At 45.9% G+C, this 15,281-nt stretch carries 11 protein-coding genes; 3 read left to right on the plus strand and 8 right to left on the minus strand.

The genetic code is table 11. The annotated features are described in order from the left end of the window. Positions 1-24: 24 nt before the first annotated feature. Both P3L47_RS15515 and P3L47_RS15520 read right to left on the minus strand, forming a co-directional pair. A complete protein-coding gene (locus P3L47_RS15515; RefSeq protein WP_277781387.1) occupies positions 25-1,950 on the minus strand; it encodes a DUF4132 domain-containing protein in 1,926 nt (641 codons plus the stop codon). Positions 1,951-1,957: 7 nt separating this feature from the next. Then, the gene (locus P3L47_RS15520; protein ID WP_277781388.1) at positions 1,958-5,194 is read right to left on the minus strand and encodes a DUF4132 domain-containing protein; all 3,237 of its coding nucleotides are present in this window, start codon (positions 5,192-5,194) and stop codon (positions 1,958-1,960) included. Positions 5,195-5,283: 89 nt separating this feature from the next. On the opposite strand from P3L47_RS15520, the gene P3L47_RS15525 reads away from it, so the two are divergent. The 3 genes from P3L47_RS15525 to P3L47_RS15535 all read left to right on the plus strand — a co-directional run bounded on the left by P3L47_RS15525 (position 5,284) and on the right by P3L47_RS15535 (position 8,701). Then, positions 5,284-5,637, plus strand: a complete 354-nt coding sequence (locus P3L47_RS15525) for a hypothetical protein (protein ID WP_233576946.1) — start codon at positions 5,284-5,286, stop codon at positions 5,635-5,637. A 232-nt stretch (positions 5,638-5,869) separates the two neighbouring features. Beyond that, positions 5,870-8,170, plus strand: a complete 2,301-nt coding sequence (locus P3L47_RS15530; protein ID WP_277781389.1) for a TonB-dependent receptor — start codon at positions 5,870-5,872, stop codon at positions 8,168-8,170. A gap of 99 nt (positions 8,171-8,269) precedes the next feature. Beyond that, entirely contained in the window at positions 8,270-8,701 is a 432-nt protein-coding gene (locus tag P3L47_RS15535; protein ID WP_122359746.1) for an HIT family protein, read from the plus strand. Positions 8,702-8,743: 42 nt separating this feature from the next. On the opposite strand, the gene P3L47_RS15540 is transcribed toward P3L47_RS15535, so the two are convergent. The 6 genes from P3L47_RS15540 to P3L47_RS15565 all read right to left on the minus strand — a co-directional run bounded on the left by P3L47_RS15540 (position 8,744) and on the right by P3L47_RS15565 (position 15,251). Continuing rightward, a complete protein-coding gene (locus P3L47_RS15540) occupies positions 8,744-9,067 on the minus strand; it encodes a type II toxin-antitoxin system RelE/ParE family toxin (RefSeq protein WP_277781390.1) in 324 nt (107 codons plus the stop codon). Then, on the minus strand, positions 9,052-9,354 hold the full coding sequence (locus tag P3L47_RS15545; RefSeq protein WP_233576948.1) for a hypothetical protein: 303 nt from the start codon (positions 9,352-9,354) through the stop codon (positions 9,052-9,054). Before P3L47_RS15545 ends, P3L47_RS15540 begins: the two co-directional genes overlap by 16 nt. 204 nt (positions 9,355-9,558) lie before the next feature. Further along, on the minus strand, positions 9,559-10,161 hold the full coding sequence (gene yihA, locus P3L47_RS15550) for a ribosome biogenesis GTP-binding protein YihA/YsxC (protein WP_277781391.1): 603 nt from the start codon (positions 10,159-10,161) through the stop codon (positions 9,559-9,561). Between the two features lie 4 nt (positions 10,162-10,165). Continuing rightward, positions 10,166-11,626 carry a sodium:solute symporter gene (locus P3L47_RS15555; RefSeq protein WP_277781392.1) on the minus strand — a complete coding sequence of 487 codons (1,461 nt, stop codon included), beginning with the start codon at positions 11,624-11,626 and terminating at the stop codon, positions 10,166-10,168. Positions 11,627-11,931: 305 nt separating this feature from the next. Further along, the gene (locus P3L47_RS15560; RefSeq protein WP_277781393.1) at positions 11,932-13,245 is read right to left on the minus strand and encodes a SpoIID/LytB domain-containing protein; all 1,314 of its coding nucleotides are present in this window, start codon (positions 13,243-13,245) and stop codon (positions 11,932-11,934) included. An 8-nt stretch (positions 13,246-13,253) separates the two neighbouring features. Next, positions 13,254-15,251, minus strand: a complete 1,998-nt coding sequence (locus P3L47_RS15565) for an OPT family oligopeptide transporter (protein WP_122359751.1) — start codon at positions 15,249-15,251, stop codon at positions 13,254-13,256. Positions 15,252-15,281: the final 30 nt, after the last annotated feature.

Genomic DNA, 15,281 nt, shown 5'->3' on the forward strand with positions numbered 1-15,281 from the left:
TCTTTTTGTTTTATAACTGACGGGTTAGTCTTCCAGGGAGAAGGCTTTGACCAGGATATCCAGTATACTGCTGACAAACCGTTCCGGTATGGACGATATCGGCAGCCTTTCCTCTTTGGGTAACCGGATCGTGTTGATATCTTCTCCTTCCTCTAACGCTGAGAAATATAATTCGTTCAGATGGCAATTGCCCCCTTCTATTATATAAGAAAGTTGCGCCATGACATTGAACGATCTATCCAGTATATAAAGGATATTATTCTCCATCCGGGTGGTGACATCTGCCGTTTCGAAATCATAGATGTTACTGATATATACTTTCTTTCCGAAATAACGGAAGAGAGTGTCTCCCTGTTTTTCCTCTTCTTTCAAAGGATGGACCGGAGTATTTAACTGAGGAATGAGAGGGACGATCTCGTAGTCGTCCAGCTGTTCTTTCCAGCGTGCCAGTATTTCTTCCGTCAGGTCGATCGGATGCACCAGGGAAATGACTGCATCGTCGGGGAGGATAAACTCTTCCTCGTAAGCAGTGGTAAATGTACCGTCTTCCATGTATCGGAAGGAGTTTTGAAGCTTCCTCTCTTTGTAGACACCCCAGATAAGTCCTTTTGCCAGATAACGCATGACTGGGTTTTCGATGAAAGTAGCCAACCAGGAATTTTTGGACCAGCTCCGTCCGTTCTTCAGGGCTTGTTCCAGACGCTTTCTTTGGATATTGGTCTGTGTTTTGACCTGTTTCTTTAGCCCGGCAAGTTCAGCCCTGGCTTTTTCTGCTTTTTCCCGGTCATCTCTTTTAGTGGGGGCAGGAAGGGATTTGCTTACTTTCTGCTTTTCAATATCCAATACCGAGACAGTGAAGTCCGGCAGCAATGTTACATGGAAAGTGCGTGTACCATAGTCTACCACTTTTTCTCCCAGCCGGTCGAATCCGAAAGTCGGGATGATCTGGTCGGCCAGGACTTCGACGGGCAGTCTTTTCCGGACCGCCGCCTGCCGGAATGCTTCCCAGGCAGAACGTTTGTACGTGCCGCTCGGAGCAGTCTCCATCCATTCATTCAGGAGAATAAGAGCATTCGGACTGGCTTTTAATCCCAGCAGCTTCATCGTGAATCTGACAAGTTGTTTGCGGGCAGCCTTCGACCATGCTTTGATCCGCGGAGCTAACCGGGCGATCTGTTCTTCTCCCCCGTAAAAACAATAGGGGAGCAGGAGCATTCTTCTGCCGGCTTCCGCTCCGTCCGACAACCAATACTGATACAGTTCTTCCAAAGCTGCCTGCCATTCTTTTTCATCGAGGAAAGGAACGATCGCATCACAGGCATGCAGGCGGGTTACCTGGACAAGCGATGCGTATTCGCTTAAGATGTACCGGATCACATGACGGGGGACGAACTCGTCCACATCGGTTTCGTTCGCCCAATGAATCCTGGTATAAGGCTTTTGCGGTAACCAGGCTATTTGCTGCGTACAATACAGTTCGATATGTTCGCTGCAATAGTCGAGAACGGCTTTCTTGTTCCTGAACCTGATTTTAGCGGCGGAGGCATGTGAGTTATCCCAGTATTTGAATAGCTGTCTGCTCCAGTTCCGCAACTCTTCATCCAGTTCCGGATATAATTGTTCCAGCAGAGGGCGGGTTTTCTTTTCCTTGTTGAGGATGATCTTTTCGATTTTCCTGCGGATCAGCTTTGAGTTTTCTTTCAGTAGCTCCAGCAACTGTCCGTAGTTCTGCAAGCCGCAATCGGAAAACAGCTTATCCAACCAGATCAGTTTCTTTTTAAGTGGAATATCGCTATATAAATAGTCGTATGCTACCTGTTTGTTTTTACGAATCAACTCGTCGATGGGGATCTCCCTCGCTGTGTTCAGAAGTTCCCAGTCGGAAGTACTATATGCTTCGCAATAGGTGTCGAATAATGCTGCTAAATCCGGTTGTTGCTTTTTCTTCATATCCTTTTTATTCTTCTTTCAATACATCAAAAATACCCAGTACGCTGCAAAGGAAACGGGCGGGAACGCTTTCGGGAGAGAGGATTACGTTGTTCTTCGGCTCGTCGTCGGTCGTTTGGTCTTCTCCCATACGATACAAAATAACGTCTCCGAGCGTTACGTCATCGTCATACTCCTGTCCCATGTACATGTATTCGAAATTCAGCAGGGCTGCAATATTCAGAAACTTGTCCACGAGGTGATAACAGGTGTAGCTTCCTGCATCCCAGACTTCTCCGCGCACCATGTTGTGCTTCCTGGCAATACCGCTTATCTTTCCTGACTTGACAATCAGACCGTTATAACGTGTAATCTTGTTGCCATTCGTCTCTTTTTCTCCTAAAACAATTATAGGAGCGGTTAGTTGCGGGATGGGCTGTACTATTTCATAATCATCCAGTTGTTCCTTCCAGCCGGCAAGAACATCTTCTTCCAGTTCAATGGGGTGAACGAGTGTGATAGCAGCCTTTTCGGGTAATGTATATTCTTCTTCATCCACCGTATTGAATGTGCCGTCCTCCATATAACGGAACGTACCGGTCAGTTTGTCCCCGTCGTACACACCCCATATCAGACCGGTAGCGAAGCGGTGCATGATCGGGTTTTCCACAAAGAGCGTGTTCCAGGAATCGACCGTCCAGCGGCGTCCGTTCATTAGTACTTTCTCCAGGCGGTTGGTTTGTGACTGTACGGTGGCTTTGATCTGTTTCTTTAATTCGGAAAATTCTTTTTTGGCAGCCGTTGCTTTTACTGCATCGTCGTTTGCTCCGGGAGCTGGCATGGACTTGATCGTCTTTTGTTTCTCATTGTCGAAGATGGACAGCGAGAAGTCAGGCATCAGCGTAACCGTGAAGTTTCGCGGACCGTAATCGAGTATCTTTTCTCCTTCTTTGTTGAAACCCAACGTGGGGACTATCTTGTCGGAGAGTTCGTCTTCCGGTATTTCCAGTGCTTTGGCGGCAAACGTAAAGGCGGCTTTTGCTGCATTCTTTACCTGGTTGTTCGGGAACTTGACAGAGATACCGTCGATCATAACCAGAGCTACGCTTCCTCCGTTCATGGCAATGGCATTGACAACAAAGGCAGCAATGGCACCGCGTGAAGCTTCGGCCCAGTCTTTCAACTGCGTTTTCAGGCGAAGGATCTGTGTGTCGGAGCCGTAGATGCAATACGGAACCATAACCATCTTCTTTTTGGCTTCCGCACCGTTCTCTTTCCAGAACAGGTAAATATTTTCCATCATCTGCTGGAAGTCGGGAGCGTGCAGTTGTTCTACCACTTTGTCGCAGGCTTTGACCTTATAGGCTTCTTCCAGGCTCAGGTATTCGGAAAGGATATAACGGGTGACGATGGCCGGTGCTTTCTCCGTCATATCGGCAAAGCGGACATCGGTGAACATGTCTTCGGGTATCCAGGTGATGAACTTTTCATTGTCTTTGTCGAAGTTGTCGTTGCAGTATTCGACGACGCTTTCTTTTGTGAAGGTGAAGTCGGCACCGAACTTCCGTTCGTTATCCCAACGTTTGATGATGCGCTTTCCGGCAGCCAAAGCGTCTCCTTTCAGTTTGGGCAGGCTTGATTCCAGCAACGGGCGGGTTGCTTCTTCGTGGCCGTTTATCAATTCTTCGGCTGTTTTGCGGAGTATCTTCGATTTATTGGATAATAATCCGATGAGCGGTTTGATATCGGTCAATTTGCAGGTGCCGTAGATCATGTCGAGCCAGTTTTGTGTCTCTTCGATCGACAGCTCGCCGCTGTTTAATAGATCCAGTGCGGTCGACTGGTTGTCGATGATATCTTCTTTTTCCAGAGTATCCTGCATCCGGTACGGGTTATAGGCATAGGCTTTGAAGACTTGGGCGTACGTGAAATTGCTAGCCGTGTTCAATAGAAGCTGTAAGCTTTTACGGGATGGGCGGTTCAGCCACTTTTTCCGTGTCTCAAGGAAAATATAAGCCGTAAGGATTGAATTGTTTGCTGTGACACTTGTACGAACCTGGATCATTAATATATTGATAAATCGCTTGGCCAGTTCCGACTGTTCGTATAAAAGGGCCAAAGCTCCGATCAACAGGCCCGGAGCATTTCCTCCGTAGTTATATCCGAAGTTACTGCAAAGCTTTAATCGGTTTTCCCAGGCGACCAGCGGAGTGGATTCATTCATGGCTGCCGAGATCAGGTTGTCGGCATTGCCTAAAGATTCTCCTAGAATATTCAGCATGCAACGGGCCTGCAGCTCCTTGCTTGCAGCCAGTTCTTCCGTTCCCTCGCCATTTTCTAAAAGGATTGCCAATAGATAAAGGCTGTTTACCGCTTGCTGGACGGCGGTCGTTTCTGCTAACATCCGGTAGACAGTCATGAACAGTTCCTTGTTCTCTTTATACAATGTGTGAAACAGGGACGGTTTATCTATATCGTTATTTTCGGTCAGGACCAGATAGTAATATATATCCAGCGGTGCTCCGATCGATTGCAGGAATGCGGGCATTTTATGCGGGTTGAGATGATAGAACAAGGCGCGTGCCGAGATCTTGTCTTTGAGGGAGTGGAGTAAACGCTCCTTTAACTCGGGGCTGAACTTATAGCTGAAATACAGGATATATGTAAAGCTCGGACCGGAATATTTGCCGGTTAAAGCCGTCAACACCGGCAGGTAACGGGCATATTTACCGGCATCCTGCTCCAATAACAGTATCATCAGATATAATGCCAGATACAGTTCGTGGTTGCTGTTTCGTTGTTCCTCCAGTTCTTTCAGCTTGTTGGAAAGAAGTTGGTCGGCAAAAGCCTCCGATTCCGCTGGGCAATATTTAAGCAATATCTCTGCTATTTCGTATAATTCCGGGCCTTGTGCTTTGTGACGGCTTACCGACTCTTTGATTAAGTTTTTGAAGTCATGGCCGTAGCCGATACGCAGGCAGAGTTCCAACTCGTCTTTCAAGCCCCATTTGTGGATAGGTCCGTCACGGCGTATCTTTGAGATGATAACTAACATGCGGCGTGCCAGTTCTGCATTTTCTCCGTTCAACTCGTGTAGGAGCCAGCCGTCGTAACTGACATATATTTTGGGGCCCGAAATAATCACTTCGGGTACCTGATCGATCTTCTCTTCCAGATATTCATATACTTTAGGGGTAAAGGCGCATTTGTAATATCCTTGCTCATAGATCCTGGACCATTGTTCGAGCATTTGTTCTTTTGTCATGATATCTTTTAAAGTTTGCTTTTGATTTAATATAAAAGCAAATGTATAAAAAATATTTTGTAATTTTGCACCTTCTAAACAATATGGGTGTGAGAGAAACAATGAATAAATATCTGAAATGGTTGTTACCGGTGATTTTTATCGCCTACTACAGCAGTATCACGTTGTTTATTCATGTCCATATCGAACATGGCACGACGATTGTCCATTCGCATCCCTTTGGAAAGCTGAAGGGCGGTGTCTGCCATCATCATGCTTCCTTATCTGAAATACAACTATTCCACATACTGACGACTCTCAGTGTGGAAGACGGAGCCGTACATGCCCTCTATCTGAATTTTAGTGCACAACAAATAGCTGAAATAGTTGAACAGCCGGTTTATCCGGACTATATGCTCCCCGACAAAGGGCTGCTTTCTCTTCGTGCTCCTCCCGTTTTCTGATAACAGATAGTAATACTTTAATTGATAAGGATAGGTGTTTCTAATGAAAACATACTCTCTTTCTAACTTTTTGACCTTGGTCGAAAATGTATTTGACCCAGGCCAAAAACATGTTTGACCAAGGTCAAAAATGTATTCGACCTGGGTCGAATATATAAAATGTCAGGTACTTTGGCTTAAAAAGTATTGTGCCTTACATTATAACATTACCTATTTATCAGAACAAATCGCAATGAATAAGATTTTTACTCTTATACTATGCCTGTGCTGTGTCTTTACGACTGCATGGGCTGATGATGCTCCGTCGCTGAACCCGTCGGATGCCAATATCGTAGGACATATATTGGACAAGAAAACAGGGGAGCATCTTTCTTTTATTAATGTATTCCTGAAAGGAACAACGATCGGTACGTCGACCGATGCAACCGGTCATTATTATCTGAAAAACCTGCCCGAAGGCAAGTATACACTGGTGATGAAAACATTGGGTTTTAAAACTGTTGAGAAACCTGTTACTTTAAAGAAAGGAAAAACACTGGAAATAAATTTCGATGCGGAAGAAGACCTGGTGGCATTAGACGGGGTGGTCGTATCGGCAAACCGTAATGAGACAACGCGCCGTCTGGCTCCTTCGCTTGTGAATGTGCTCGATTCGAAAACCTTTGAAACAACGCATGCCACTTCCCTGGCGGACGGACTGAACTTCCAGCCGGGTGTACGTGTGGAAAACAACTGTCAGAATTGCGGATTCCAGCAAGTTCGTATCAACGGACTAGAAGGTCCTTACACGCAGATACTGGTGGATAGCCGTCCGATATTCAGTGCGCTGACCGGTGTATACGGGCTGGAGCAGATTCCGGCGAATATGATCGAGCGGGTGGAGATCATGCGTGGGGGAGGTTCTGCCTTGTTCGGTTCTTCCGCTATTGCCGGTACAATCAATATCATTACAAAGGAACCTTTGAGAAATTCCGCACAGATATCCCATTCACTAACAATGGTCGGCGGCGACCGTCCGGACAATAACACGACCATTAATGCTTCGCTGGTGACTGACGACCATAAGGCAGGTATCTATATGTTCGGGCAGAACCGTTACCGCGGTGCTTACGATCATGATGGCGACGGCTTTACCGAATTAGGCAAACTGAACGCCCGTACGCTGGGCTTCCGATCTTATCTGAAGACGAGCATGTATTCGAAGCTGACTTTCGAATATCATAATATCAATGAATACCGTCGTGGCGGTAACTTATTGGACCTGCCTCCCCATGAAGCGGATATCGCCGAACAGACAGAGCATAATATCAATGGCGGCGGTTTGAAATTCGACCTCTTTTCGAAAGATTATAAACATCGTTTGAACGTGTACACTTCAGCCCAGCATACACAGAGAAGCAGTTATTACGGTGCCGAAAAGAATCCGAATGCATACGGAAGTACGACCGATATGACCTTTGTGGGTGGTGCGCAGTATTCATACGAATGGGACAAATGCTTGTTCATGCCGGCTGAATTTACCGGCGGTGCTGAATATAACTATGATGATTTGCAGGATAAGATGCTGGGTTATCATCGTACGATCGAGCAGACTGTACATATCGGAAGTGTGTTCCTGCAAAACGAATGGAAGAATGAGAAATGGAGCTTTCTTGTCGGAGCCCGTATGGATAAACATAACCTGATCGATCATGCCATATTCAGCCCGCGTGCCAATGTGCGTTTCAATCCGATCAGCGATGTGAATCTGCGTATGTCGTATTCAAGCGGTTTCCGTGCGCCGCAGGCATTCGATGAGGATTTGCATATCACGGCTGTAGGTGGTGATGTGGCTATCATACAGATATCTCCGGACCTGAAAGAGGAAAATTCGCAGAGTGTAAGTCTTTCTGCTGATTTCTATCGCCGTTTCGGTCCGGTTCAGACTAATTTTCTGATAGAAGGTTTCTATACGGATTTACGAAATGTATTCATTTTGGAAGAGATTGGCCGTGATGATGATAACAACCTGCTGATGGAACGGCGTAACGGGAAAGGTGCCCGTGTAATGGGTATCAACCTGGAAGCAAAGGCGGTATATTCATGGATGCAGATACAGGCGGGTGCAACGATCCAGCGCAGCCGTTACAAAGAGCCGGAAAGCTGGAGCGAGAATAAAAACCTGGTACCTCAGAAGAAGATGTTCCGTTCGCCGGATGTGTATGGTTATTTTACCTCTTCATTTACTCCGGTAAAACGCTTTACAGCTTCGTTGACCGGAACGTATACTGGAAGTATGCTGGTGCAGCACCTGGCAGGCTATATACCGGAAGACAGGGAGGAGACGACGAAGGATTTCTTTGATCTGAATGTGAAGGTAGCCTATGATTTTCCTCTTTACAAGTCTGTCACTTTGCAGGTGAATGCGGGTGTTCAGAATATCTTTAACTCTTATCAGGATGACTTTGACAAGGGTCCCCAGCGTGATGCCGGATATATCTATGGTCCCGGTATTCCGCGCAGTTATTTTATCGGATGTAAGATCAGTTATTGACAGGCTGATATAAAATATTCGGGAAAGCCCGGTAGAAGTTCCTTGCTTTTACCGGGCTTTATGTTTACTTTAGCGGCAATTTAATAAATCTGATATAACATGAATTTAAGTGATCCCAAGGATTGTCTGTATTGCACGAACAATCAGACATTACACGATCTAATGATCGAAATAGCTCCTTTATCCGTATCCAGACTGTTTCTTTTCAAGGAACAAACTTACTATGGACGTTGCCTGGTTTCTTACAAGGACCATGTACATGATCTGAATATGTTAAGTGATGAGGACAGGAATGCGTTTATGGCGGATGTGGTAAAGGTAACACGTGCCATGCAGAAGGTTTTCAATCCACAAAAAATAAATTACGGTGCTTATTCCGATAAACTTTCTCATCTTCATTTCCACCTGGCTCCTAAATATGAGGATGGTCCCGACTTCGGAGGAACGTTCATAATGAACCCTCAAAAGGTTTATTTGTCGGATCAGGAATATGAAGGAATGATTGCGAAGTTAAAGGATGCGTTGGTATAAAAATAAAAACAAAAGGAAAGCTGCCGGGCTTTCCTTTGTTGTTTATTTTAGTTGTTCGATAAAGCTTTTTGGATTCTGGCTGTTAGGCCAAATGCAAACAATGTAGATTGTCTTTTTTTCTACATAGTAAAGGATTTTATGGTTTCTATGTTCGACAAAGGAACCATAATTTCTTTTACATGTTTCGGTTTCCGGTTCATAAGATCCCATATTGGGATTTAATGCCAGCAAGTCTACGGTTTCTAAAATGCCATTAATGAATTTATCCGCAGCTCTAAGTCCCATTTCTTTTTTGTACCAGGCATAAATTGTTCGAGCTTGTTTTCTTGCTGTGCGTTTCCATGCAATAACTAAAGATTCCTCCATGAAGCGACAGCTTTTCGCATTTCATCTTGTGTGTAATAGACAGAATCTTCCTCTGCCAACCTAAGACTTTCCATCTTTTCTTCATGGGACAACGGGTGCATGGCACTTTCTATCTCTTCATCGGTAACGAAGTCTATCTCGTCAACAGTTACTCTACGGGATATTTTATATTTGTTAGATGCAATCCGTTTGATATACTTCTTTACTCTCTCGATACTTTCTGTGTCAAGGTTGATAATTTCGTTGAACAGTTCCAGGTGTTCACCCTGTAATTCCATTACTTTCATATGTTTGCTCCTTTCGGTTTTGATGAAGTACAAATGTATTTATTTTTTTGATAAGAACAATGAAATAACTCTTTTCTTTCAGGGGGCAGTGGTCACATGGCAATTATACTTGGTGAAGCGAAACCTTACGGAGCGGATCTTGATCCGCTCCGGTATAATAGTGGCGATATCCATGCGACCTGAACCATGTCGCTCCCGGATAATCTAACCTTTCAAACTTTTATTTATTTCATCAATATAATTGAGAATTTCTTCTCGACCCTCTTTTTTCTCGGAAGAGGATAGGAGGATAGGAGGTAGTTCTTCCCAGCTTTCCAGTAATTTATCCTGATAGGCCTTTAGGTTCTCCTTCAGACGTCCTTTGCTTATTTTGTCGATCTTGGTGAAGATGATTGAGAAAGGTACGCCATTTTCTCCCAGCCATTCCATAAACTCCAGGTCGATCTTTTGTGCTTCGTGACGGCAGTCGAGTAACACAAAGAGATTGGTTAGTTGTTCGCGTTCCAGTATATAATCTTCAATAATCCGCTGGATATTCTCCCGTCCTTCTTTGCCGCGCTGGGCAAAACCGTAACCGGGAAGGTCGACCAGAAACCAGTTGTTGTTGATCATAAAATGATTGATAAGCAAAGTCTTTCCCGGCTTCTGTGAAGTCATCGCCAAACCTTTCTTACCTGTCAGCATATTGATAAGGGAGGATTTGCCAACATTGCTTCGCCCGATAAAGGCATACTCCGGAAAGTTACCTGCGGGACATTTCTTTACGTCTGTGTTACTGATAACAAATTCTGCACTTTTGATTTCCATATTCTTACGTTTTTATTGTTTTGTGTTTGACCGAAGCCGCCCATAGTCCGAAGAATGTGATTGCTCCGTTCAGCATCAGCATTTCATAACCGAAGGCGTAGCCTGTATGTTGTTTCACCAGCTGATCCGTCGCAAAACAAATCAGCGGTGAGAAGATACATATATAAGGAACATATTTGTCGCGCGGATGTTTTTTAGTGAACAGGCCAAAGACAAATAATCCCAGTAAAGGACCGTACGTATAGGAAGCGATCATATAGATGGCGTCGATTACGCTACGACTGTTTACCGCCTTAAAGATAAGGATAATCAGGGCAAATAAGACAGAAATAAGCAAATGGCTCATCAGGCGGGTACGCTTTGCCCGTGTCGCTTCTTCTTTTTCCACACCCAGGATATCGACGCAGAATGAAGTGGTCAGCGCTGTTAATGCCGAATCTGCACTGCTGAATGCCGCCGCTATGATACCGATCGTAAAGAAGATCAGGATGGAATGTCCCAATATACTGGAAGTACAGAACATCGGCAGGATATCGTCGTTTAATACCGGCAGTTCAATATGCTGTTGTGAGGCAAGGCTCAGCAACAATACGCCGAGAGCCAGAAACAGGAAGTTGACCGGTGTAAAGGCAAAGCCATAGGTATACATATTCTTTTGTGCATCTTTCAGACTTTTGCAGGAAAGGTTCTTTTGCATCATATCCTGATCGAGTCCGGTCATGACAATAGTGATAAAGATACCGCTGAAAAACTGTTTTACGAAATGTTGCGTACTATGCCAGTCGTCGAACTCAAAAATACGGAAATGCGGACTCTCGGTCAGTGTCCGTACCATGCCACCCATATCGAGCTCCATGGCGTCTTTCACTTTCCATATAATAACGACCAGCATGGCAACCAGGCAAAGCGCCTGTAGCGTATCGGTCCAGATAATCGTCTTTATGCCGCTGCGATACGTATATAGCCATACCAGGAAAATGCTGATAATGACAGTTACCCAAAAAGGGATATTCCAGGTACTGAATACGTAATGCTGCAGGATCAGAACAACCAGGTAAAGCCGTGCCGCCGCCCCGACAATCTTCGAAAGCAGGAAGAAAGACGCTCCAGTCTTATAACTTCTCCGCCCGATACGGTCTCCGAGATACGAATAGATCGATGTCAGTTGAAGTTTATAATAAAGAGGCAACAGAACTTGGGCTATGAGTATGTATCCGAAGAAAAAGCCGAAAACCGTCTGCATATACGTCATGTCTATGCTACGGACCATTCCCGGGACGGAGACGAAAGTCACGCCGGAAAGCGATGTCCCGATCATTCCGATGGAAACGATATACCACGGCGATTTGCGGTTACCCAGAAAGAAGGCATCATTACTTGTACTTTTTCTACCCGTAATCCAGGCAATCAGCAACAGTATGCCAAAATAAACGGCAATTATAGAAAGGATGATATAGCTGTTCATTAACCGGTATTTAATTAAGTAGAGCAGGGGCGTCTGATCCCTGGTCGAACGTTCGGATACAAAGATAATAACATTTTATCGGCATTTTCCCCCGTTTTGTGGGGAAAATACCCTTATTAATCTATTTCCCTTGTTTAGTTGCAGAGTTATTTATTCCTTTGTATCCAGTTAGAGCTCGTGAGAGTAAAGACAACCCGGCGACCTTTAGGTGCCGGGAAAGATAGGTAAACACAGAAAAAGGCCGCTATCGTGAGATTAGCGACCTTTTTAGCTTTTAACAGGTTCATTCGAAATCCGGAAAGGAGCTAATATCTTTTTTCTATCGTCGCTCCCCGGAAATAATGAGCCAGTATTTCCGTATAAGAATATCCTTGTTCACCCATGACTGCCGCACCGATCTGGCAAAGTCCCACACCATGTCCCCAGCCTGCCCCTGTTAGTACGAAACGCTGTGGAATGCTAGCATGCATATCCTCTTTGTCTACCACAAAAGCCGAACTGTACAGGTGAGTCTCCGACAAAGTCCGCCGTATTTCCAGTTCCTTGCCGATGGTATATATACGGCGTGTACCTACGATCCGTAACTTTTCGATGCGTCCGGAAGTCCCTCTTTCCAAAGGAATCAAGTCCAGTATCTCGCCGAAGTCGATGCCGCTCTTTCGGTGGATCAGTTCGGCAAGTTCTTCCTGTGTATAGGTCACTTTCCAACGATAGAAGTTGGTTGTTTCCTGGTCGTAATTGTTCAGTACCTGGCTCAATATCTTTTTATCCGTTGTGTTGCAAAATGCATCGGGCGTGTTGCGTATCCACATTTCAGCTTCGACCGGATCGGTCAGATCGGGAAAGGAAGTCTCGCGGCTGTCGCGCACGGCTGTCAGATAGGAGTGAGGAACAGGTTCCCAGCAATGTTCGAACTGCTCGGTCACACCTCCGCAACATTTAGAGAAGCGGGTATCGCAAATCGACTCGCCGTCGGTCAGTATTTCGCCGCGGGTTTCGTGGATCACCTCTTTCACTATCGGAGTGGAAGCACGGGTGATACCCTGGTAACGCTGGCAGTGATCGTCGGCACAGACATCGAACATATGATGGTCTTCACGATCGTACCAACGAACCAGTTGTTCGTGGTCGCGTTCACAACTCTTGTATTTATCCGGAGCATTTCCCAGGCGGAACGTTTTTTCTATCTGCGCCAGCAGCCAGCTGCGGGAGATTACGGCATGAGCTTTCAACAACTCTTTCGAAGCTGTGGCACTCATTTCCGACGAGATCACGCTGGTAAGATATTCTTCCACGTCGATACTGTTGATCACAACGATCCCCTCATTTCCCGCAACCAGGTTAAGCGCCCCTTTGAAGCGCTGATCTTCCTGTCTTTGCCAGTGAAAATCAACTCCGATCGTGACGGCCTTCAGATCGAACGACGATTCGGGCGAAGCCGGTTCAAAGAACAGTTCCTTGTACAGCTTGCCGTTGTATACAATATTTCCGTTGACGAACAACGCCCGTTGTTCTCCCGTTAGAAAAGAGCTGCTCTCCGTATGGATATATTCTCCGTTGAATACGAACGAGAGCGCCTTCTCCGTCATAATCCCAACATTAACTAGCGGTGCATCCATTATTTATATTATTCTTTTTTCGCTTTCATAGAGCTTATCGCCAGGTAAGCCATCAATGCAATATACATAAGAACAGCCAGAGGTTCGGCAAAGTTCCCTTCCAGCCATTTTTCATTCACCAGGTTGATGCCCCCGAAACGCAGTGCTGCGCTGATAACACCCATCAAGGCTCCGCCGGCAATGAATCCGGAAGCAAGCAATGTCCCTTTTTCAAGACGAGCGGTGTTCAATGCTTTGTCCTTACTCCGGCTTCCTACATACCAGCTGATAGCTCCGCCGATCAGCAACGGTGTATTCAGTTCCATCGGAATGAACATACCCAATGCGAAGGCGAGTGCCGGGATCTTGCAGAAATTCAGAATGATAGCCAATACAGCCCCGATGCCATACAATACCCAGGGAGCTCCCGAGCCACTCATCAACGGTTCGATAACGGCTGCCATCGCATTTGCCTGAGGAGCTGCCAGCTGTCCGGTGGTAAACCCGTAAGTTTGGTTCAGGATCAGGATAACGCCGCCTACGGTAGCTGCAGAAACCAGCGTACCGAGGAATTTCCAGGTTTGCTGTTTAGCCGGTGTACTTCCCAGCCAGTAACCGATTTTCAGGTCGGTAATGAAACCTCCCGCCATGGAAAGTGCCGTACATACCACACCTCCGATGATCAGTGCCGACACCATACCGGCTGTACCTTTTAGTCCGGCGGCAACCAGGATGATCGACGACAGGATCAATGTCATCAATGTCATTCCCGAAACCGGATTGGTTCCGACAATAGCGATCGCATTGGCGGCAACGGTCGTAAACAGGAAAGCGATAATCCCAACGATCAGCAGACCGATCAGCGCATAATACCAGTTATCCAGTACACCGAAATGGAAGAATAAATAGGTCACGATCAGCGTCGCGAAGATACCGATCGAAATGATCTTCATGGATAAATCTTTCTGGGTGCGTATGGTTTCCGTATCGGCTTCCGTATTTTTTCCTTTCAGTTCTTTGGCGGCAAGTCCTACGGCTCCCCGGATAATTCCCCAGGAATTGATAATACCGATCACACCGGCTGTGGCGATACCCCCGATACCGATATGACGGGCATAAGTCGTAAAGATTTGTTCGGCACTCATGCTTCCGACTGTAGCCGTGATCGCATCGTTACCTAATGTCAGTACGTCTGCACCGAAAAAGACAGACATCAACGGGATGATCACCAGCCAGACCAGGAATGAACCGGCACAGATGATCATGGAATATTTCAGTCCGATAATATAGCCGAGGCCCAATACGGCAGCTCCTGTGTTTACTTTCAATACGACCTTAGCCTTGTCTGCCAGCATTTCACCGGCGCTGACGATCCGTGTGCTTATCGTTTCGCTCCACCATCCGAATGTGGCGATGATAAAATCATATAAACCTCCGATCAGTCCTGCCATGATAAGCGGCTTTGCCTGGTTTCCGCCTTTTTCACCGGAAACGAGTACCTGTGTGGTTGCTGTCGCTTCCGGGAACGGATATTTACCGTGCATGTCCGAAACGAAATATTTCCGGAAAGGAATCAGCAACAGGATACCGAGGATACCGCCCAACAACGAGCTCATGAATACTTCAAAAAAGTTGATGGTGATTTCCGGATATTTATCCTGTAGGATGTATAAGGCGGGAAGAGTAAAAATAGCTCCGGCTACGATCACGCCGCTACAAGCTCCGATAGACTGGATAATTACATTTTCCCCTAATGCATTCTTTCTTTTGAAACCGCTCGACAGTCCGACGGCAATGATGGCGATCGGTATGGCGGCTTCGAATACCTGTCCGACTTTCAACCCCAGATAAGCAGCTGCCGCACTGAATATCACAGCCATCACAAGTCCCCAGAATACAGACCAGGGTGTCACTTCTTTGTACTGTTTATTGGGTGACATGATAGGGTTATATACTTCTCCTTCTTTGAGTTCTCTATAGGCATTTTCCGGTAGCCCGCTTACCTTTTCTTCATCTTCCTTTTTCACTGTGAGTATTATTTTTAGTTAGATTTAATC

This window comes from Parabacteroides chongii (genome assembly GCF_029581355.1).
GTDB lineage: Bacteria > Bacteroidota > Bacteroidia > Bacteroidales > Tannerellaceae > Parabacteroides > Parabacteroides chongii.